The following is a 19,143-nucleotide window of genomic DNA, read 5'->3' on the forward strand; positions in this document are numbered from 1 at the left end:
TTGGGGTGTTTGAGGATACCGGCCGGGGAAAGGGCTCTCATACGATGTTCTATAAGTACATCGATGGTCACAAGGTGAGCTTCCCGGTCCCGACGAGCCACGACACTCTTCCCACCGCTTACGCCCGGGCGGCTCGCCGAAAGTTCAAGCTGACCGCCGAAGACGGAGTTACTGACCAGCAGTTCTACGACAACACCTGAGCCCCGCCGGTTAACCGAGTCTTACCAACCCCCAGCGGTACGCGCACCCGCCGATCAGGGGTGCGCCCAGCCTGGGGGCAATTCGTCTGCGCCGCGCCGGCCGCCGGGCGGACGCCCTGCTGGCGTGCCGGTTCGGGGGCGGTGTCACGTTCGAGGTTCCGTTAGGCTGACGCCTCCGCACCGCGTGCGGCCGGCGCACCGGTTCGCGGCGGCGGTGTCGGGAGAATTCCGGGCAACATTCGTTAGCGCTCACCGATAACTTCTGGTAGCGCAAGACGCCCCCGACGGAGCCCAACCATGTTCCTTTCACAAGCCGCCATCGACGCGGTGCTGGCCGTTGACCTGAGCTACGAACTGCTGTCCCGCCGCCCGGGCGAGAGCTGGCTGTCCGAGGGCCGGTTCCCCACCCGCGACGAGGCCCTCCGGGCCATGCCCGAGAGCCCGGGCGACTCGCGCTGGGTGGTGCTGCCGTCCCGCTCCCGCGCCACCGAGGGCGGGTCGCCGGCCGCTGAAACCAAGGCCGACTGACGCGCGCCGGTGATGCCGCATGCCGCGGCCGGGTTTCAGTAGTTTCAAGTTCATGCGGCGCGTCCTGGTTCGGAGTGTGGTCCGCTCACGCCGTGAGCGGTCGCTCCGCGCATATGACTGGCTCCGCGGGCGTGCCGGCCCGTTACCGCGCTCCACGCCACCCGATGCCCCGGGCGACCGCTCACGGAGTGAGCGGACCACACTCACAACACCCGCCGCCTCTCCCCGCGCCGGTGCCATCGGCCGGGCATGTACCCGGCGATCACCCTGACGGCCCTCGACGTTCCCGCCCCGCTCCCCGAGCCGGACGCGCACGCGCACCTCCGCACCGAGCTGGCCGCCAAGGTGCGGCGGCTCGAAGAAACCCTCCTGTCGCTCGACAACCTGCTGGCCCCGCAGGACTGGCTGGACGCCGGCGACGGGTTCCCCGGCCCCGGCTGCTGGCGGGTGAACCGCCCGGCCCAGCGGACCCAGGACCGCACCCGCGCGCCCCTCTCGTACCTGAACGAGGAGGAGTGGCGCCAGCACGTCGCCCTGGCCCGCGACCTGTGTACCCGCAACCACCTGGCGCTCGGGTTCCGCGACCACGTCTCCAACTTCATCGGCCCCGTTCAGATCAGCTTCGTGCCCCGCGCCCGCGGCGCCGCACGCGACACCGCCCCGGGGCTGGTGTCGGCGTGTACCCGCGCGTGGGCCGAGTGGTGCGAGTTCGCCGAGTGGGGGCAGGGTGAAGAGGACCGCGAAGAGGAGTGCCGGCGCCGGCTCATCGTGGAGGGCGAAACCACCCTGCGGTTCTTCGTGGGCGACGAGGCGTCGGACGGGCTGCCGTACGCGCGCCACGTGGAGCCGGAACTGATCCGCACCCCGCCCGGGGGCAGCACCGCGGACCGGTGCGGGTGGGGCGTGGTGACGGCCGAGGGGGACGACGAGCGCGAGGAGGGGCTGTGGGTGTGCGACCCGGCGGACGTGTCGCGCGGGCGCGAGGTGCCGGCGTCCGAGTACGTGCGGGTGAAAGGGAACGTGGACCGCACGGTGAAGCGGGGCCTGTCGGACTTCCTGCCGGTGGGCGAGCAGTTGCGGAAGGTGCTGGGGCTGCTGGACAACATGGCCCACGTGGCCCGCGTCCAGGCGGCGATCGCGTGGTGGGAACAGTACCCGGCGGCGACGGCCGAGCAGGTGGCGGCGCAGGTGCGGCTGGGGGCGGACTACCACCGGCCCAAGGGGGCTCCGGGTTCGGCCGGGGCGGGCACGGAGGTGACCGGGTACGAGGCCGGGACGGTGGTGCGGACGGAGGGCGGGCGGGAGGTGAAGCCGGGGCCGGTGTCGAGCGGGACGGCCGGGTTCGAGGCGGTGGAGCGGATGGTGCTGCGCGGGGTCGGGTTCCGGTGGGGGTGCCCGAGCTACTTCAGCGGCGACGGTGACGCCAGCTTCGCAAGCGTGCTGGTGACGGGGTCGCCGTTCGTGCGTCTGACGCAGGCGCGCCAGGAGCGGGTGAAGGCGTTCGCGTGCCGTGTGGCGTCGCGGGTGGTGGAGTTCTGTGAGCGTTCGGGCCGGCTCCCGCGTGGGGTGTCGAAGTGGGTGCGGGCGGTGGGCACGTGCGGGCCGGTAGTGATCGCGGACGAGGAGAAGAAGGCGCGGACGTTCCTGGCCTTGTACCAGCAGAACTGCGCGGACCCGCTGGAGTTCGTGCGCTCGACGGGCGCGGACCCGGAGCAGGTGGCGGCGAACATCCGGGCGTGGAAGGCGCGGTTCGAGCCCCCGGGGCCGGGCGGCGGCGGGGGCGCCGGGGGGACGCCGGGCGGCGGCCCGAGCCCGTCGCCGCCGGGCAGCGCCGGCGGGGACGGGAGCAGCCCGAACGCGCCGGTGGGGGAGGGGCGCAAGCCGTGCGCGTGCCACGGGCTCGCGCGGGAGAGCACGGGCGGCACAGACGCGCCAGCGAACGGGGAAACAAAAGACTCGCTCGGTCGGCGGATTTGCTATTCGGATGGAGAGCGCGTTGCATGCTCTGGCGATGATGCTGCGGATGGGGAACCGGAAGCCGGCGCGAAGGACGGTTTCGACGCGGCGGCGGTGGGGAAGCAGTTGGTGGATGAGAAGCTGGTGCCCGATGAGAACGAGCTGAACGAGATCCGCGCGAACGGCATCCCGAAGGGCGGGAAGCACGAGGACAAGGTTGAGAAGAGGTGGGAGCAGGTTATTGCCCGGGTGCTGGGGTCGGGGTGGGTGGTCAGCACGTCGTCGAACGCTGCGGCCGACGTGACCGGTAGTCTAGAGATCGACGGTAAGCCGTGTCGCGTTGTGCTCGACGGGAAGTTCAGCGTCGCCGTCGGGGCGGCGTACGATCAACTCCCGGACGCGGTGCAGAACAAGTTAAAGGACTCGGCCCAGCACGGCGAGAACACGGTCGTCGCCTACGTCGTGGCGTACCACACGCCGGCAACGGGCAACGGCGGTGTAGCGGAAGACGGGGTATACTTGCGCATCGGCGCGATGCCGCAGGTGATTAACGTGTCCGACAGCGTGGTGAAGCGGGCGCGGGAGTTCGGCCCGTTTCGGATTCTGAACAAGGACCAGTACGCGGCCTTACGCGAAGGCAAGCCGGAAGCCGTGCAGGCGCTGCGCGACAACCTGACTCAGCGGCTCACGGCGATCGATCTCAAGCGGTACAAGGCCCAAGAGCAACTTGACGACGTGGCGCAAACGGGTAAGGCCGCGGATAAGCTGAGTGAGATGGTTGAGGCGTCGCAAAAGCACGCCGTGGATCCGAAGGCCGTCGGGAAGCAAACGGCCGCCGCGCTGAGCGGGGCCAACGCGGCGGTCCGGAATGCCCACGTGGCGGCGGTGGTGGCGGGTGCCCCGGCGGCCGAGCAGGCGGGCGCGGCGGCGGCGGTGCTGAGCGGGCTGACGGACGAGGGGCAGAAGGCGGCCGTGCTGACGGGCGGGTTGGCCGGGCTGAACCCGGGGAGCCTGAGCGCCGAGCAACTGGCCGTGTTGGAGCGGCTGCTCGCCGCCGCCCGGGGCACCGCTCCGCCGAACCCGCCGGGCTGAACATACACGAACGAAGGGGCCAGCAATGGATGCGAAGGAGCAAGCGCTCACGAATCTGACGGCGGCGGCGGCTGAGGCACGAATGGAGGCCCAGGCGCACCTGGCGGCGGGGGCGCACCCGGATGCCGTCGGGATCGGTCTGGCCCGCGCGCTGGCTGGCGCGTCACCAGCCGTGATGACGGCCCACGTGGCGGCGGTGGTGGCGGGTGCCCCGGCGGCCGAGCAGGCGGGCGCGGCGGCGGCGGTGCTGAGCGGGCTGACGGACGAGGGGCAGAAGGCGGCCGTGCTGACGGGCGGGTTGGCCGGGCTGAACCCGGGGAGCCTGAGCGCCGAGCAACTGGCCGTGTTGGAGCGGCTGCTCGCCGCCGCCCGGGGCACCGCTCCGCCGAACCCGCCGGGCTGAACTCCACATACAAGACGTATCCCCCGCGCCCCGGTTCCGTGCAGGGGCGCGGTCGTTTGTGGCAACGTTACAGAAGGCGCGCAAGGGCTGAGCCGCACGCACGACCCCGGGGCGTTCATGCGCTCGCGGGGCGACCCACCCCCGACCCCTCCCTGAAGGGAGGGGAGCAAAGCCGCTCGCGCGCCGATCCCGCCTCGGGCACGCCGTGGTTCTTACTCCCCTCCCTTCAGGGAGGGGTTGGGGGTAGGTTGCCTTCCTCCCCTCCCTGCACGACAAGGGGCCGGGGGTGGGTTGTGCCGCGCGCACGTACCGGCCGGCGCTCGGAATGCGCTTTCCGACGGTCGTTCGCCCGGTTACGGTATCGCTAACCCGGTGCGACCCGCGCGCCGAACCCGCCCGTGAGCACCCGCACCGCCCATGCTCGATCTCGCCGCCGTCGCCGGAATCGGTTCCCTCTCCAAAGCGCTCGCGGATTTCATCAAGCTCCGCCGGGACCGCAAGAGCGGCGAGGAAACCAAGACCCTCCGCGATTACATCGAAGCCTGCCGGCGCCGCGACCACGCCGAAGCCCTCGGGCGCTTCGATGTGGTCGGCGAGCAACTCACCGGCCTCGAACGGCTGATCGAGACCCTGGGCCACGTCACTGACGATCAAGCCGCGGTCGTCCTCAACGCGATCGAGGACGGCAACTTCGCGCTCCTGTCGCAGCTCCGCACCGCGGACGCCGCGCTCCACGCCCGGCTCGACCAGATCATTCACCGGCTCGGGGTCGCGCCGCGCCAGTTGTTCCGCGACGACTGCCCCTCGCGACACGACGCCGCGATCCAGGCGTTCGAGGCGAAGTACCTGGACCGGGTGCGTGACGACTTCGGCCGGCTGGAGATGCTCGGCGTGCCCCGCGCCCAGGACATCCGCCAGAAGCTCGACATCGCATACGTGAGTCTGGAGCTGAGCGCGCTGGCGGCGGACGGCGCCGGCGGCGGGCGCGCCGACAGGGGCGCCGCTGAGCCGAACTAGCCGAGCTGAACGTCGCGCATAAGAGACGTGCCCACGCCCCTCGGGGTGCGGTCGTTTGCAGCAACGTTAAGGCTCCAGGCGTGGCACGGGTTGTTTCAGTCTGGTGGCCTCAACGGCCACGACGTGGTGGCCGGGTGGAAGCGAACCGGGGACGAGCGATGCGCGGGAACAGCGTGGCAAAATTGTGGAGCGAGATGAGCGACGAGGAGCGGGTCGCGTGGTACGAACGGTTCGGGGAGTCGTCCACACCCGAAGAGGTAGCCGCTCTGGCTCGTGGTATCCTCCAGAACCCTGAGACGCTGGCTGAGGCCCGTCGGTTGCTGGCGGAGTACGACGCTACGCAGGGTGCTTCGAACCCGGAGACCGAAGCACCGAAACCGGTTGAGGTGCCCGGTCCGCCACCGCCCGCGAAGACGAAGAAAAGGCGCAAGAGGTAACCTGTTAGCCGCTTCACCGCGCTTCGCATGTCGTGAGCATTGCCGGAAAATCGATGGTGCTAAACTGCTGTCAGGCCATGGGTTACGCAAACAGCACTGGACAAGGGGGGCTTGACTCTCCTATAATTTCATGGGCTCTCTACGGGCATTGAAAAATTCATCTGCCAATTTATATTGGATGTCTTTTCCCTGAATTACGGTGCGCCCCACAATTCAGAGAAAAACGAACGCTACGGCGGCGGGACCGCAAGGCAAATGATATGAGCTGGACTGAAAACCCCCCCGTCGTCGTCGTGCTGGCTCGCCATTTTAATCCCAGCATCTTTAACCCAGTCTGGCTTGCCAAGCACGGTATCCTAAACGAAACCGGAGATTACAAGCCGGACTCGGTATTCACCGGCCAACTGGTCCAGGTGGTGACGGATGATTTTGTATTGGTTGTGACCAATGATCAGATGCAATTCATTCTCCTCGCCTCGCCAGAAAGGCATTCGGTACTGATTGAGGAGAAAGTTGGCACATTAATCCGGAAGCTTCCAGAAGTGCCGTATCGTGCGGTCGGGCTGAACTTTAACTGGCATAACGCGCTGGATGCGAACCGCTTGGCTGAGGAAACCCGTCAGTTGTTTGCAGGGCGAACGGACGGGATTTACTCCTGCTTTACCGAGCCGAATGCAAGGTTTGGTGCGTACTTGAGTAAGGATTTTGGACCATTTCGCATGAAATTGGATGTGAAGCCGATCTTGGTCGAGATGGAAGGGGTAAAGGGGGATCGCATCCAGTTCGCGTTTAACTTCCACCACGACCTACCCGCAGAGCGTAACGCCCCTGACGCGCTCTTTGACCTGATCGGTCAGTGGAACGCGGTTCGCACTGAGACCGTCAAGACCATCAAGACCGTTGGCTTCCGGGAACAGCTATGAACACCACCCTCTCCAACGAATACGACACACAGACGAACCGTATTATCGGATTCAACTCCGTTTACACCACGCTGTCGCACATGCCGGCAGGCCATAGCAGCTCTGGTTCGCGTCTCGGGGTGCATACGTCAGACTGTGCGCTCTACTCACGTGGTGTCGGCTCCCAAAACTGGGTGCAGCAGGTAGTGTGGTACGGTGCCGACGACGCTGGTGGCTTCGAACTGATTCCGAGCGTTCAGGAGAAGGGCTACTACGGTGCCCGTAAGGTTGAGAAGCGGCCCTCTGCGCCAACGGTTTCCGTTGTATTGTTAAAATCGGAGCCGGTGCCGCGTGAGGCGAGAGGGGAGCCGGTTAAATACCTTGCCGAGGTGGTGAAATACGCCACTGCAGTGGCGCACGCACACGACGAACTGGTAGCGAACGCGGCTAGACCGATGCCGGTGTCGGTGATCGTTAATAATTTGGCTATTCGTCCAGTGGATCATAAGGACAAATGGGAAAAACGACTGGACGATCTCCAAACCTTTGAGCGTGACTGGGACAGCTACGGCGCTGAGCCACCGAGCCAACAATCGATCGGTAACGCTCGCGCCTTCGTGGCATTTCTCAGGACGAACTTCAAGGAACCTGACGCGCTAAATCCCTCGGCGGTGGGCGGAGTGGGCTTCACCTTTCGCGACGGCAAGCGGTCAGTGTATATTGAGTTTCGGAATACCGGAAACGCACACGCCGCTTTTATGGGCGCGGGTAAGCCTCGCGTCGAGAAGGTCATCCAGGACGCGGATGGCTTCCGGGCCGTGATGCACCAGACCGAGACGCACTTGTATGAGCAAGATGCCGCCACAGCCCGAATTGATGAAACGAGCCGGCCGTCCCGTTATTGATGAATTCCACGACGATGAGTACCTCTACCGGCGCGTTCCGACCAGAATCTGGCCGGCGGTGGACGCTCCGCTTACCGTCGATGCGATGAACCTTCCTGACATTTCGATGGCTCGCAGTTCTCTCGGCCACCCGGAGTGGTTGAGGCTTGATATGCATGCCAACATCCCTCGGAAGAACTGGGGGGTGATCGGCGTGCGAGTCCGGTTGGTACCACCCATGTGTCAGCCGGATGGTGGCCCGTTATTTACCTATCGCGTGGTTCATGTACCACTGGACTATGACTATCCGCACAGCGAGGTGAGAGCCTTCGACGGTGAGAGACACCTTGATTCGAAGGAGAGCGTGCTGCCGGAGGATCTTCACCTTGAATGGCGAGCAACTCTGCTCGAAGCGTGCGAAGTGATGATTCGTCCGAACGAGCAGTGCTCCATCCGCAATGATCCGCCGAAGTCGCATGAACCAGAGCCGCACCCCGACTTGAAGAGAGGATGATGTGACAAGGGACAGAGGTGCATGCAAATTCATCCTCTAGTCGAACCGCTAAGCAATCCTCAAGGCTCAAGAAACTGCAAAAGAAACGCAATATCGGCCAACTCTGACAAGCACTTCTCCCCGGCCGGCCGGTGACATCGGCCGGGGATGAGCACCCTTCTTGCGCCGGCTCCGGTTCCCGATCCTGCGCCCGTGGCGGTCCGCCCGGCGGTGCCGGGTGACTGGACGTTCCTCGACCACCTCCAGCGGTTGCACCACCACGCCATCGGGTTCCTGTCACGTGCCGCGCTGGGCGAGGCCATCGACCGCGGGCGGGTGCTGCTGGCGCTGGAGAACGGCTTGCCGGCCGGGTACCTGTACGCCGCGCCGCGCTACCACCGGCGGGCGGACGTGGCCGTGATCTATCAGGCGGCGGTGAGCTTCGATGCGCGGCGCCGGCACCTGGGCACCGGTCTGGTGCGGGCGTTCGCGGAGCGGTTGCCGGCGACGGTCGGGCAGGTGTCCCTGTGGTGCGCCGCGGACCTGGAGGCGGGCGGGTTCTGGTCGGCGCTGGGGTTTACGCCGGTGGCGATGCGGGCCGGGGCGCACAACAAGCGGACGCACGTGTTCTGGTGCTGTAACCCCCGTTACACCGGGTCGGGGCCGGTGGGGACGTTCTGGGTGCCGGAGGCGACGCGCGGCGGTGTGGTCCGCGCCACCCGTACGGTGACGCGCCTCGCGCCGGCGCGGGGCGAAGGTTAGCGGCGGTGGTACTGGAGCGCGGGCCTCTGGCCCGCCGGTATGCGGCGCATGTCGCTCGGGGGACGGTGCGGGTGCGCGGAGGCGAAGACCTAACCCCCCGGCCCCCTTCCCTGAAGGGAAGGGGGTGGCACCGGGAGGAGTGATCCCGGGGCGGGAGGTGCGCGCGGGGCGACCCACCCCCAGCCCCCTCCCTGAAGGGAGGGGGAGGATGGTTGATCCGCGAAGCGAACGTGATTCGCGATGCGGAACCGAAGTGCCTTCCTCCCCTCCCTTCAGTGAGGGGCTGGGGGTGGGTTGTCTTCGGTTTTGCTCCCCCTCCCTTCAGGGAGGGGGCTGGGGGGTGGGTTGCCCCGCGCGCGCCTCTCGCGCTGGGACCAGCGTTCTCGGCGCCACCCCCTTCCCTTTAGGGAAGGGGGCCGGGGGGGTAGGTTGTCTTCGGTTCTGCTCCCCCTCCCTTCAGAAGGGGGCCGGGGGGTTAGGTTGCCTTTCCTCCTGTAACCCCCGTTACAGCAGGTGGGCCGGTCGGCTTCCGATGGGGCACCGACGGGACATTCGCTGCCGATCGACTGCCGGTTCGCTGGTCGGGTGCTGGGCGGTCGCTACCCACGAATCACGCCCCCAAAGCCCCCCCAATGCGGCAGGAGACGAGCGGGTGCGCTATCGGTGATGGTCGAGTTCTGTGTCGTAACGCTTTGATGCTTTTGTGCTTATAGCGATTGCGATCCGTGCGGACCGCTTCGCTTCCCGGACGGCAATCACGCGCCAGAATCCCTCCGGTGTGGGCAGAGACGAGGTTCGAGCTGCCAGAACTACCACACAGGGAAAAAGTAGTTGGGAAATGACCGGCGCACCGGTGGGCAGCAGTTTCGCAGGTAGGGGCGTAAGATTCGCGCCTGCCATGAGTGTCGGGCAAATATTAAGCGGGAGCAAGGAGCGTGTAACTTGTTCTCTCCACACAAATTCCGTTTTGGCTCGGCCTGGGAGTTGCTTTTGCTTATAGCGGCGGACGGTGCGGCATCCCGCGTAGCCTCCGATCCACAACCGGAAGGTGTCGCAATGTGCCCTGTACCACCGAGCGAGAGCACGACCGAATCGGAACCGCCGCTGCGGGTGCTCTGCGTGGACGACAACAACGACGCCGCCGACACGACCGTCGAGCTGCTGTGCGCCGTCGGGTTCGAGGCGCGGGCCTGTTACAGCGGTCCGACGGCGCTGGCGCTGGCGGCAACGTTCCACCCGGGGGTGTGCCTGCTGGACCTGAACATGCCGGGCATGGACGGCGACGAGCTGGCGCGGCGGCTGCGCCCGGACCCGGACGCCGGGCCGGTGGTGCTGGTCGCGCTCACGGCGATGAGCGACGACAACAGCCGGCGGCGCATCGCGGCGGCCGGGTTCGACCTCCACCTGGTGAAGCCGGTGGACCCGCACCAACTGGTCACGGTGGTGGACAAGCTGTGGCACTCGTGGGCGGTGCGGCAGAAGCAGTCCGAACGCGCGCAAGCGGCGCAGTAGCGGGCGGGGGCGGTTACCGGCGGGCGCGGGGCCGCTGATCGACCGACTCGCAGACGCGGCGGTATACGACCCGGCCGTCGGCCCCGAACCGCACCTCGAGCCGGGCCTCGTCGCTCCGCCAGAACACGGTGCGGTGCGGGCCGCGCTCGAGGTCGATGGGCACCTGGGGGAGGCTGCGGTGGTCGACGGTGAAGCGGCCCGGGTCGCTGCAATAGTCGCCCGGGGGCGCCCCGAGCAGCGCGACGACTTCGGCCTCGGTCAGTCCCGGTACGACCCGCTCCATTTGCTCGACCCGCGGGGCGGCGGGGGCCGGGGCGCGAAAGGAAATCAGGACGGCCGCGAGCCCGACGACCAGCACGCCGACCGCCGCGGCCGACTGCCTTCGCGATGTGGGTTTCATCCGCTGTGCCCTCCGTGCCCGCCCGCGGTTCGGAAGCGGCTCCTGTGCCGCAACCAGAACACCGGGCCGACGGCGCTCCCGGCCAGCAGCGCGACGAGCGGCACGTTCGCGGCGGCGAGCAGAACCCCGGCGGGTGAGGCGTACCCCACCCACTGCTCCCGTCCCGGCGGCCCCACCAGGATTGCGGCCCCGATCGGCAGCGGCAGACCGTACACCCGGAGCGTGGGCGACGCCTGGTACTTCGCGAAGAACCCGCCCCACGCGCCGGCCGCGGCCCCGGCCAGCCAGAGCACCGCTAGGGCGGCCCACCAGCCGCCGGGGGCGCGCCGAGCCCGGAGCGCGCGCACGGCCGCGGTGTTGGCCCAGGCGAGGAGCACGAAGACGGCGGGGATCAGGACCAGTGCCATGTCGGGGCTCCGGCGGCGGGGCTCACGGGCGCGGCGGGTCGGCCGGCAGCGTCTGCTCGTACCACTTCCGGAACGGTTCCATTTGGAGGTGCGTGTACTTGGTGCAGCGGACGACGCGCGGGCCGCAGGCGAGCCAGAGCACCCCGTCCGCGTAGACCACTTCCGACGCCTCCAGGGTCCGGCCCCCGACCTCGACCCGGAGCGGCTTCGGGAACAGGAACCGGACGTGGTCGCCCTTCCGCGCGGCCGCCAGCTCGGCGGCGGTGCCGGCGCCGACGGCGTGGCAGGATTCGAGGACGCCGCCGAGCAGCCGCGCGCCCTCGGCGACCGACTTCGCGGGGTACGTCGTCTTCACCTTCTCCAGAACGCGGGCGGCCGTCGGCTCGTCCGCGCCGAGGCGCGGGACGGTCACGAGCAGGGCCGCCGCAACAGCCAAGTACCGCATACGGTCATCTCCGGGGGGCGAACGGTGTGCCGGGCATCGGGACTTCGAGGCGTCCCGCGCGGGTCAGATCCGGCGGTCGGGGCCGGGCTCGGGCTCGTCGTGGTCGTTGAGCGCGACGCACACGCCGTCCCGGAAGCGCATCCGGGCCTCCACGTGGGCGGAGACGGTGTAGGCGTCGAGCAGGGAGAACCGCCCCTTCTCGACCCAGATCATCAGCTCCTCGTCGGCGGTGGGCTCCGGTACGCGGGTGGGCGGCCCCAGCGCCGCCGCGACTTCGGCCCGGGTGCGGCCGAGCGGGTCGCCGAGTTTGTCGAGCCCCGCTTGGAGTGCCCGCACCCGGCGGAACGCGAGCCAGTAGCGCGCCGACCAGTACCCGACCAGAGCGGCGACGATCGCGAGGGCGTACCACATGGGGGCGACTCCGGACGGACCGGGCGGCGCCCGGCACGCTTCGACCAGTACCGCGCGGCGCCGGCGGACGCAAGGACGTGGTGCCGATTTTCGCCCCGCGGCCTCACGGGGCCGAGGTGTCGAGCGGGAGCCGGACCGTGAACGTGGTGCCGTGCCCGGGGCCGTCGCTGGCCGCGGAGGCGCTGCCGCCGTGCAACTCGGCGATCGACCGCACGAGCGCCAGCCCGAGCCCGAGCCCCTCGCGGCTGCGCTCGAGCGACCCCTCGGACTGGGCGAACGCCTGGAACACGCGCCGCAGGTCCGCCGCGGCGATCCCGATGCCGGTGTCGGCGACGGACAGGGACGCGGCGGTGGCGTCGGCGCCGAGCGCGACGGTGACCCGGCCGCCCCGGTCGGTGAACTTCCCGGCGTTGGTGAGCAGGTTGCTGATCACCTGGCGCAGCCGGACCGCGTCGCCCCGCACCCGCACCGGGGCCGCCGGGGTGCGGGCCGCGAGCGCGATCCCGTTCGCCTCCAGCGCCGCGCGGGCGTCCTCCACCGCGGCCCGCACGAGCGGGGCGAGGTCGAGCGGGACGAGATCGACCCGGAGCTTGCCCTGGCCGGCGCGGCTGGCGTCGAGCAGGTCCTCCACGATGCGCCGCAGGGCGCCCGTCTGCCGCTCGATCATGTCGGCCGCCCGGGCGGCGACCGCGTTCCCCCCGGCGCTCATGCGAACGAGCTGCGCGGCGTTCTGGATCGGGGCGATCGGGTTCCGCAACTCGTGGGCCACGGCGGCGAGGAAGTCGTCGCGGCGCCGGGCCTCGGCCTCCAGCCCGGCCCCGCGCCGGGCGAGCGCGGTGAGCACCATCTCGTGGAGCGTGTGGGCCGCGTCCCGGTCGCACGCGCCCCACGGCTCGGACTTCCCGCGCTGCTCCTCGCGCCACAGCGTGAACGACCCGCGCGGCGAGAGCCGCGGGCCGTTCGGGCCGGTCACCACCCGCTTGTAGTGCGGGTCGCCGGCCCAGCGCACGGAGGCGATCAGCTCCGGGCGGAACCACAGCAGGTAGTCGCCGCCGCCCAGCGGGACGGCGAGGAGCCCGCTGGCGGTCGCCGGGTCGGTGCCGGGCACGGCGGCGGGCAGCGCGTGCGTGTCGTACTCGCCGCGGTTGCCGTCCCGCAGCCACTGCGCCACCCGGGCGGCCTGCTCCGCGCCCGGGGTCGCGCCGGCGAGGGTCACCCGCCCGCCGGACACGACGGCCGCGCCGGCGGCGCGCGTCAGCCCGATCAGCTCGTCGGGTCGCTCGGCCAGCACCGCGACCGGGTCGTCGCCGACGAGTGCTGCGGCCAGCCGGCCGAGCCGCTCCTGGGCCGCCGCCCGGCACCGCAGGTCCTCGGCGTCCTGCTTGGCGGACAGTTGGAGGGACACGAGCACCCCGAGCGACTCGCACGCGGCCCGCACCCGGTACGGCAGGAACAGGGGGGCGTAGTGGTGGCACGCGACCAGCCCCCACAGCCGCCCGTCCTTCAAGAGGGAGATGGTGAGCGTCCCGGCCACGTCCATGTTCTTGAGGTACTCGACGTGGATCGGGGACACGCTCCGCAGCACCGCGTGGCTCAGGTCCAGCGGGGCGCCGGTGCCCGGGTCCAGCTCCGGCACGAGGGCGGAGGACGCATAGGTGATGTCCGGGAGGTGTCGCACGAGGTTCAGGTGGTACAGCCGGCGCGCCTGGGCGGGGATGTCCGACGCCGGGTAGTGCAGCCCGAGGAACGGCTCCAGGTCCTCGCGCTTGACCTCGGCGTACACCTCGCCGTTCCAGTCCGGGTCGAACCGGTACACCATGACCCGGTCGTACCCGGTGAGCGCCCGCACCTCACGCGCGACCACCTCGCAGAAGGGTTGCAGGTGAAGGCCGTTGCGCAGGTTCGCGAGGGTGAACCGCACGAGCCGGTCGGGGTCCGTGGTCGCGCCCCCGGCGGGCTCGAGTTCCACGATGAGGCGGCCGGCGTGCCGGTGCGCGATGACATCGAACGCGCGCCCGCCGACGCTCACCGGGAGCGGGGCGAGGGGGCGCGGGTCGGGCGCGGCGAGCGCGGCGGTGAGGTCGCGGCCCAGCACGTCGGCGAGTGGGCGCCCGAGCGGCAGTTCCGGCAGCCCGAGGAGGTCGGCGCAGTTCGCGCTGGCCTGAACCACGACCCCGTCGGGTTCGGAAACGGCCAGTAGCGCCCCGTGCGGCTGGACCCGCCCGGGGATGTGGATCGGCTCGCTCTCGCAGGTGACCAGATCGACCGTGCTCATGGCCGAGGACATGCGTTCTCCGTTGCGCAACGTCGTCAGTAGACGGGTCCACACTACTGTACGGGCCGTCCCGCGGGCGCGTGCGACTCTCGCGCGATTTCGCCGGAATGCCCCGGCGCGAAGACCTAACCCCCCGGCCCCCTTCCCTAAAGGGAAGGGGGAGCAAAACCGAAGACAACCCACCCCCAACCCCTCCCTGAAGGGAGGGGAGGAAGGCAACCTACCCCCAGCCCCTCCCTGAAGGGAGGGGAGCAAAACCGAAGACAACCCACCCCCAGCCCCTCCCTGAAGGGAGGGGAGGAAGGCACTTCGGTTCCGCATCGCGAATCACGTTCGCTTCGCGGATCAACCATCCTCCCCCTCCCTTCAGGGAGGGGGCTGGGGGGTGGGTCGCCCCGCGCGCCCCTACCGCCCCGGGATCACTCCTCCCGGCGCCACCCCCTTCCCTTTAGGGAAGGGGGCCGGGGGGTTAGGTTGCCTTTCCTCCCCCTCCCTTCAGGGAGGGGGCTGGGGGGTGGGTCGCCCCGCGCGCCCCTACCGCCCCGGGATCACTCCTCCCGGCGCCACCCCCTTCCCTTCAGGGAAGGGGGCTGGGGGGTTAGGTCTGCATTTTCCGCCCGCTGCCATCGGCCGGGCATGACCACACCCCGGCGCATCACCGAACACGTCCGCGCTCCGTTCCGCGGCGCCCGCCCGAACCGCGAGTCGGGCACCATCGACGGCGTGCTCATCTGCGGCACCGCCAGCGCCAACGGGCGCGACTACCCCGTCGCCGTGCTGCGCCGCGACTGCGCCCGCTACGAGGGCCGGCCGGTCAACTGCGACCACGGCCGCGAGAGCACCGTGGAGCGGCGGCTCGGGTGGTTCACCAACGTCCGCCCCGGACCCGACGGGCGGCCCCGCGGCACCCTCAACCTGCTCCGCTCGCACCCCATGTACGAGCGCGTCATGGAGGCCGCCGAGCGCAACCCCGCGCTGTACGGGTTCAGCCACGTCGCGCTCTGCGACACCCGGCCCGGACCCGACGGGCGCGAGGTCGTCGAAGCCATCCGGGCCGTCGAGTCCATCGACCTCGTCGCACAACCCGCTACCACCAAAGGCCTGTTCGAAGGAGCACCCGTGCCGTTCACCCGCGCCCGACTGGTCGAGTGGCTCGCCGCGCACCCGGCGTCCACCCGCCGCCAACTCACCGCCGCCCGCCGGCTCGCCGAGATCGACGGCCCGGACGGCACCGACGGCACCGACATGCCGGCCGCCGACGCGCCCCCGCCGCCCGACGCCGGCGCCGCCGCCCCGCTCGACGCCGCGTTCCTCGCCGCGGCCACCGACGAACTCAAGGCGTGCATGGCCGCCAAGGGCGACCCGAAGGCGCTCGGCAAGTGCCTCGCCAAGCTCAAGAAGATGCTCCGCGCGCACGCCGACATCACCACTGACGACACCGACACCGACGCCGACGCGCCCGAAACCGAGCCGCTCGACGACGACACCGACACCGACGACGGCGCCCCGAAGCCGGAGAGCGCGCGGCGCCGGGCCGGGGCCGTGCTGGAAGCGCTGGACGTGTGCGAGCGGCTCGGCTACCGCCCCGGGCGCGAGGACCTGGAGCTGATCGCCGCCGCCCCGCGCGACCGCCGCGCCGCACTGGCCGCCCGGCTCCAGTGGGCCGCCGCGCCCGCGCCCGAGCGGCCCACCAGCGCCGGCCGCGGGCGCCTCGGGGCGCTCACCCGGGCCAGCGAATCGAAGCCGCCCGCCGACCCGAAGGCGTTCGCCGAGTGGATCGAGTGACCGCCCCTCGGACCGGCACGGCCGCACCCGCACACCGCCCCCCAACATAACGAGGCCCGAACGTGAACATCGTCCGCATGCCGCAAGCCCTGCGCGAAGCCAAAGACCTGCACGGGGTCTACGACGACTTCCCGTGGTACATCAGCCCGCACCTGTGGACCGCCACCCTCACCGACTCCGGCACCGTCGTGGCCGCCGGCGTCGGCGGGATCGCCACCCTCACCAGCTCCGACGGGAGCGTGGCCGACAACGACGAATCGTACCTCGCTACCACCATCGCCCTGTTCAAGCCCGCCGCCAACAAGCCGCTATACGCCGAAGCCCTGATCCAGTTCACCGAGGCCGCAACCGACGACGCCAACGTGGCGTTCGGGCTCGCGTCGTCGGTGGGGGCGAACCTGATCCTGGACGACGGCGCCGGGCTCCGCGCCAGCGGGACGGTCGTTGCCATCTACAAGGTGGACGGCGACACGGCGTGGCGGTTCGTCACCCGCAACGGCTCGGACGTGACCGTGAGCCAGAGCCAGGAGAGCGCCGGCGGGGCCGGCTACCAGCAGCTCGGGATCGAGGTCCTCGACGCCTTCGGCAGCTACGCCACCTGCGTCCCCACCGTGGACGGCCGGCTCATGCGCGACGCCGTCACCGGCCAGCCGATCCGGCACCAGCTCCTGCTCACCGGCCTCGCCCCCGCGAGCCTGTTCGTGGGCGCCAAGAACGGCGGCGCCAACCTCGAAACCACCAACGTCGATTACGCCGGCTGCTGGCAGGCGCGCTGAGGAAATGCGGAGTGCGGAATTCGGAATGCGGAATTGAAGACAACAAGAACAATATCGCCCAGGCACCTGTTCGATGTTCCGCATTGCGGCTGTTCCGCACCGAATTGCGTCCCGCTTGCTCGTTGTCTTGTATTTTGTTTGTTTGTTTGTTGGTTGGTTGGTTCTATTCCGAATTCCGAATTCCGCGTTCCGAATTGGGAACGTTCCGCATTCCGAACTCCACATTCCGAATTACCTATGAACACTGCCAAACTGGTCGAATCGTACAAGCGGCACCCGGCGGAGACGGAGGCCGGGCTGCGGGCCTCGCTCCGCGGGGGCGCGATCCGCACCGAAGACCTGGACCTCGGCGACCTGTTCGTCGAGTGCTTCGGGTGGAACAACTTCAACCACTGCCGCAAGAACCTGGGCGACTGCGCCGAGCGCGCGCACGGGGTGCTCCAGCGCGCCCGGGTGGAGGAGGCCGCCGGGGCCAACAGCACCGCGGCGTTCCTCAACATCACCCAGCAGTTCGCCTACGAGCGGGTGCTGGCCGCCTACGACGTGCCCGCCCGCGTCTTCGTGAACGCCATCCCGACCCGGCCCAGCAAGTTCAAGTTCGAGCGCATCGCGGGCGTCACCCACGTCGGGGACGAGAGCGACGTGGTGGAGGAGGGGAAGCCGTACCCGGAGGTGGGCGTCGGCGAGGACTGGACCGACACCCCGGAGACCCGCAAGCGCGGGATGATCGCGCGAGCGACGAAGGAGGCGGTGTTCTTCGACCAGACCGGCGAGTTCATGACCAAGCTCGACTCCCTGGGCGAGTGGCAGGGGGTGAGCGACGAGAAGCGGGCCATCACCTGCGTGGTGGACGCCGGCGAAACCCCCAAGAACCAGTACCGGTACCGGTGGCGCAACCTGGGGCCGATCCCCACCTACGGGGACAACAGCGGCGCGCACACCTGGGACAACCTGGTGACGGCCAACGCGTTGGTCGATTACACGGACGTGCAGGCCGCGTGGCAGGCCCTCGTCGAGATCCTGGACCCGGCCACGGGCGAGCCGCAGAACGTCACGGTCAAGCACATCTGCGTGCCGCCGGCGCTGGCGTTCACCGTGCCGTTCGCGCTCAAGGGGATGGTGCGCCGCACCGCCCCGGGGTACGCGACCTCGGGGAACCCGGTGGGCAGCGAGATCCCGAACCCGACCGGCGACATCATCGGGCAGATCCAGGTGATGAGCAGCCAGTTGTTCCGGGCCGTGTCCGGGTCCGACACCACGTGGTTCCTGGGCGACCTGGGCGGCGCCTTCGAGCAGATCGAGAACTGGCCGCTGACGGTCACCACGATGGGCGCCGGCAGCCAACTGGAGTTCGATCAGGACATCATCTTCCAGAGCAAAGTGTCCAAGCGCAGCACGTTCAACACGGTCCAGCCGCGCCGCATGTGCAAATGCACCGCGTGAGGTGCGGGCACCGGGAAAACAGACACCACGGGAACCGATTATGGCCGACGAGACCAAGAAGGCGGGCGCGCGGGCGGGGCACGCGAAGGGCGAACCGCCCGCCCCGAAGCCCGGCGCGCGGGTGTGCGATCCGACCGAGCGGGCGGGGGAGGGGCTCAAGCGGTTCAAGCTGCGTCTGGAAGGGCACCCCTTCGGGGCACGCACCCAGCGGTACGTGCTCGCCCCGGACCGCGACAGCGCCGTGGGCGAGTACCTGCGGGCGGAGGGCATCGACCCGGGCGACGTGGACGGCGCGGGCGTCCGGGTGGTGGCGACCGAGCTGCCGGACTGAGGTGGGGGTGGAACTGGGTGCTCGCGGGGCCGGGCGATCGGTCGCCCCGCGAACACACGCGCCGTCAGCGGTTTCTCACTCACACGAGTTGGTACGAGGTCGCCCATGCCGACGCCCCTTCAGAACTTGCAGGCCGCGTACCGCGACGTGTGCGCGAAGATCGCCGAGGTGCTGGCGAACCCGCTGCCGGACTACACGCTCCCCGGGGGCGTGCGGGTGGACCGCAAGACCTACTACGAGAGCCTGCTGGACCAGGAGAAGAGCCTGCGGGCCATCCCCGGGGCCGCCCCGGACACCAACCCCGTGTTCACCCAGACCAGCATCGTGAGGTAGCCGTGGCCGACGAACTGGACGGCATCGACTTCGGCGCCGACTTTGAGGCGCTCGCGCAGGGAACCGCCCCGGTCGCGGTGGCGAGCGTCGATGCCATCAGCGGGGTAGCGGCGGTCACTGTAACGGGGGTTACAGCCGCGAAGCTGATCCGCAAGGGCTCCACCGGGCCGGCCCGGTCGGGCGAGGTCCACACCACGCAGAACGAGTTCTGGCTCCGCACGGACCGGCTCGGGTTCGTGCTGAAGCCGGTGGACCGGATCACCGAAGGCGACGGCACGGTGTGGGTGGTTGCCGAGGTGAACGAGGTGGCGGGCCGCATCGTGCGGTGCCCGGTCACGAGGAAGAGGTGAG

Annotated in this window: 22 protein-coding genes; 17 read left to right on the forward strand and 5 right to left on the reverse strand. The window is 69.5% G+C overall.

The annotated features are described in order from the left end of the window. The first annotated feature begins 44 nt into the window (after positions 1 to 44). From GobsT_RS37520 to GobsT_RS05970, 11 genes are all read left to right on the forward strand, one after another. Entirely contained in the window at positions 45 to 200 is a 156-nt protein-coding gene (locus GobsT_RS37520; RefSeq protein ID WP_010052865.1) for a hypothetical protein, read from the forward strand. Positions 201 to 497: 297 nt separating this feature from the next. Beyond that, positions 498 to 728 carry a hypothetical protein gene (locus GobsT_RS05925; RefSeq protein ID WP_010052869.1) on the forward strand — a complete coding sequence of 77 codons (231 nt, stop codon included), beginning with the start codon at positions 498 to 500 and terminating at the stop codon, positions 726 to 728. A gap of 249 nt (positions 729 to 977) precedes the next feature. Continuing rightward, positions 978 to 3,776: a phage portal protein gene (locus GobsT_RS05930; RefSeq protein ID WP_010049288.1), complete on the forward strand. Its 2,799-nt coding sequence runs from the start codon at positions 978 to 980 to the stop codon at positions 3,774 to 3,776. 25 nt (positions 3,777 to 3,801) lie between these two features. Then, entirely contained in the window at positions 3,802 to 4,179 is a 378-nt protein-coding gene (locus GobsT_RS37525) for a hypothetical protein (protein WP_162542174.1), read from the forward strand. A 417-nt stretch (positions 4,180 to 4,596) separates the two neighbouring features. Further along, complete coding sequence (locus GobsT_RS05940; RefSeq protein WP_010049287.1) at positions 4,597 to 5,196, forward strand: hypothetical protein; 600 nt, start codon at positions 4,597 to 4,599, stop codon at positions 5,194 to 5,196. Between the two features lie 194 nt (positions 5,197 to 5,390). Beyond that, a complete protein-coding gene (locus tag GobsT_RS05945) occupies positions 5,391 to 5,633 on the forward strand; it encodes a hypothetical protein (protein WP_148087618.1) in 243 nt (80 codons plus the stop codon). Between the two features lie 260 nt (positions 5,634 to 5,893). Then, positions 5,894 to 6,556, forward strand: coding sequence for a hypothetical protein (locus GobsT_RS05950; protein ID WP_010049283.1), 663 nt, complete (start codon positions 5,894 to 5,896; stop codon positions 6,554 to 6,556). Further along, entirely contained in the window at positions 6,553 to 7,440 is an 888-nt protein-coding gene (locus tag GobsT_RS05955) for a hypothetical protein (protein WP_010049280.1), read from the forward strand. Before GobsT_RS05950 ends, GobsT_RS05955 begins: the two co-directional genes overlap by 4 nt. After that, positions 7,382 to 7,933: a hypothetical protein gene (locus tag GobsT_RS05960; RefSeq protein ID WP_148087619.1), complete on the forward strand. Its 552-nt coding sequence runs from the start codon at positions 7,382 to 7,384 to the stop codon at positions 7,931 to 7,933. The genes GobsT_RS05955 and GobsT_RS05960 overlap by 59 nt, the downstream gene beginning before the upstream one ends. A 147-nt stretch (positions 7,934 to 8,080) precedes the next feature. Further along, the gene (locus GobsT_RS05965) at positions 8,081 to 8,674 is read left to right on the forward strand and encodes a GNAT family N-acetyltransferase (RefSeq protein ID WP_081471961.1); all 594 of its coding nucleotides are present in this window, start codon (positions 8,081 to 8,083) and stop codon (positions 8,672 to 8,674) included. 1,056 nt (positions 8,675 to 9,730) lie between these two features. Then, positions 9,731 to 10,186 (forward strand): response regulator, encoded by a 456-nt coding sequence (locus GobsT_RS05970; protein ID WP_010040538.1) that lies wholly within the window; start codon positions 9,731 to 9,733, stop codon positions 10,184 to 10,186. Between the two features lie 13 nt (positions 10,187 to 10,199). Here GobsT_RS05970 and GobsT_RS05975 read toward each other — a convergent pair whose 3' ends face one another. From GobsT_RS05975 to GobsT_RS05995, 5 genes are all read right to left on the reverse strand, one after another. Continuing rightward, positions 10,200 to 10,586 (reverse strand): hypothetical protein, encoded by a 387-nt coding sequence (locus tag GobsT_RS05975; protein WP_010040536.1) that lies wholly within the window; start codon positions 10,584 to 10,586, stop codon positions 10,200 to 10,202. After that, positions 10,583 to 10,993, reverse strand: coding sequence for a hypothetical protein (locus GobsT_RS05980; protein ID WP_010040528.1), 411 nt, complete (start codon positions 10,991 to 10,993; stop codon positions 10,583 to 10,585). Before GobsT_RS05980 ends, GobsT_RS05975 begins: the two co-directional genes overlap by 4 nt. 22 nt (positions 10,994 to 11,015) lie before the next feature. Then, on the reverse strand, positions 11,016 to 11,438 hold the full coding sequence (locus GobsT_RS05985) for a hypothetical protein (protein WP_010040525.1): 423 nt from the start codon (positions 11,436 to 11,438) through the stop codon (positions 11,016 to 11,018). Between the two features lie 63 nt (positions 11,439 to 11,501). Further along, entirely contained in the window at positions 11,502 to 11,849 is a 348-nt protein-coding gene (locus tag GobsT_RS05990; protein WP_010040523.1) for a hypothetical protein, read from the reverse strand. Positions 11,850 to 11,952: 103 nt separating this feature from the next. Beyond that, positions 11,953 to 14,136, reverse strand: coding sequence for an ATP-binding protein (locus GobsT_RS05995; protein ID WP_202903399.1), 2,184 nt, complete (start codon positions 14,134 to 14,136; stop codon positions 11,953 to 11,955). A gap of 624 nt (positions 14,137 to 14,760) precedes the next feature. Between GobsT_RS05995 and GobsT_RS06000 the strand changes: the two genes are divergently transcribed. The 6 genes from GobsT_RS06000 to GobsT_RS06025 all read left to right on the forward strand — a co-directional run bounded on the left by GobsT_RS06000 (position 14,761) and on the right by GobsT_RS06025 (position 19,142). After that, on the forward strand, positions 14,761 to 15,909 hold the full coding sequence (locus tag GobsT_RS06000; RefSeq protein ID WP_010040518.1) for a hypothetical protein: 1,149 nt from the start codon (positions 14,761 to 14,763) through the stop codon (positions 15,907 to 15,909). 62 nt (positions 15,910 to 15,971) lie between these two features. Further along, complete coding sequence (locus GobsT_RS06005) at positions 15,972 to 16,685, forward strand: hypothetical protein (protein ID WP_010040516.1); 714 nt, start codon at positions 15,972 to 15,974, stop codon at positions 16,683 to 16,685. 237 nt (positions 16,686 to 16,922) lie between these two features. Next, entirely contained in the window at positions 16,923 to 18,128 is a 1,206-nt protein-coding gene (locus GobsT_RS06010) for a phage major capsid protein (protein ID WP_010040514.1), read from the forward strand. 40 nt (positions 18,129 to 18,168) lie between these two features. Continuing rightward, positions 18,169 to 18,459 (forward strand): hypothetical protein, encoded by a 291-nt coding sequence (locus GobsT_RS06015; protein WP_010040512.1) that lies wholly within the window; start codon positions 18,169 to 18,171, stop codon positions 18,457 to 18,459. 105 nt (positions 18,460 to 18,564) lie between these two features. Next, positions 18,565 to 18,792 (forward strand): hypothetical protein, encoded by a 228-nt coding sequence (locus tag GobsT_RS06020; RefSeq protein ID WP_010040510.1) that lies wholly within the window; start codon positions 18,565 to 18,567, stop codon positions 18,790 to 18,792. Positions 18,793 to 18,794: 2 nt separating this feature from the next. Next, entirely contained in the window at positions 18,795 to 19,142 is a 348-nt protein-coding gene (locus GobsT_RS06025) for a hypothetical protein (protein ID WP_010040508.1), read from the forward strand. Position 19,143: the final 1 nt, after the last annotated feature.

Source organism: Gemmata obscuriglobus, assembly GCF_008065095.1.
GTDB classification, from domain to species: Bacteria; Planctomycetota; Planctomycetia; order Gemmatales; family Gemmataceae; genus Gemmata; species Gemmata obscuriglobus.